Annotated in this window: 2 protein-coding genes; both read right to left on the reverse strand. The window is 40.5% G+C overall.

Annotation, left to right across the window (positions count from 1 at the left end):
• Positions 1–24: 24 nt before the first annotated feature.
• Positions 25–282 carry a hypothetical protein gene (locus tag KPX09_RS05255; RefSeq protein WP_249549299.1) on the reverse strand — a complete coding sequence of 86 codons (258 nt, stop codon included), beginning with the start codon at positions 280–282 and terminating at the stop codon, positions 25–27.
• Between the two features lie 76 nt (positions 283–358).
• A complete protein-coding gene (gene ccmA, locus KPX09_RS05260; RefSeq protein ID WP_249549300.1) occupies positions 359–979 on the reverse strand; it encodes a heme ABC exporter ATP-binding protein CcmA in 621 nt (206 codons plus the stop codon).
• Positions 980–1,414: the final 435 nt, after the last annotated feature.

A 1,414-nucleotide genomic window follows, 5' to 3' on the forward strand; every position in this document is an offset into this window, starting at 1 on the left:
GTGCCTCTACATAAATATGACTTATCACGTGCGGATTGCATTGGTGTCTTGCAAGAATAGGTTCAGTATGGGATCTAAAAGCTGAAAAGACAGGTGGTATACAGTCTGATCACGAATATCTTTCGCCTTACTTTGTCGATTTATATATTCCTTATAATATAGCCCGAAACTTAGAGGAATTACCCTGAGCCCTGACACTCTCACTTTTATAAGCTGCAGATCAACACACTTAGCTTCTTTTGGTAGCCCCTCATTGCGATACGCAAAAGCTTCGTTGACCACTCTTTCTTTGCCTACTTCTGAACTTGCTCATATCTAAATGAACTCATCAATTTACTCTTGCGGATTTACCTGTCTTTTACTGTTGTGTCTGAGGATCTGCTGCCAAGTTTACTACTTGTGCTTGTGAAAATGTGTTCTCATGGTTATGGTCTGCAAGTATTATCGTGCCACCTCGCTCTGCTCGTGTCAGAATAAGCTCCTTCAGCATTGCTACAGATGCGGAGTCTAAATTTGCAAAAGGCTCATCCATTATCCACACGTGTGTATTGAATATCAATAATCTCGATAAAGCCACTTTTCTCTTCCAACCTGAAGATAAGTGCCTAAACTTAGTGTGCAATACGCGGTGCAATTCAAAGAAGTTTACTGCGGCAGGAATGAGGTTATCATTCCTGCGTGTATTGGCCCAAAATTCAAGGATATCAACTACCATCAGATGCTCATGGCACGCATTCTTATGGCCTATGTACGTTATGTCAGAAATACACGTGCTAGATATTGTTATAGCTTCGCCATTGAGAGTTATTCTCCCAAATCTTACGGGAACTAGACCTACCATGGAGCGCAGTAACGAGGTTTTTCCGCACCCGTTTTTTCCCGCAATAACTGTTATCGATCCTTGATTAGTAGTAAAACTGAGATTCCGAAAAAGAACGCGCTCTCCCCTTACACACGTTACATTAAAGCACTCTATCATTTAAAGCACCACATACACTGATAGCTTATCAACCTGAGTACTTTGCTAGCATCCTTCCAAACAAATAGCAAGTTCCAGACCAGATGTCAGTGCATATGGGAGTCCGTTATGTAAATTATGCGCTTAAGTCTTGCTTTAACCGTGTAATTTGAAGTTATTTCCTCAACGTGGCTATAATAGTAGTGGGGGCACTAATAGAATATGAGTCATGACGGCAGTAGAAAATTATTACGCCGTATCAGTTACATGTTGAGGAAGAAATTCTAGCGCACATTGCTGCTGTTTTAGTTAATTAAGAAACAAAGCACTAGCGTAGCCATAGAATTATGCAGAACTGTCTATAGCGAGTATACCATACCGTCGGAATTACTCTCATTGCTATATATAATTGAATTATGATCTAAAGCCTTAGTGCAGCACGACATGAATCGAGTT

Origin of the sequence: Anaplasma phagocytophilum (assembly GCF_023476575.1) — a bacterium.
In the GTDB taxonomy this organism is placed as follows: domain Bacteria; phylum Pseudomonadota; class Alphaproteobacteria; order Rickettsiales; family Anaplasmataceae; genus Anaplasma; species Anaplasma phagocytophilum_A.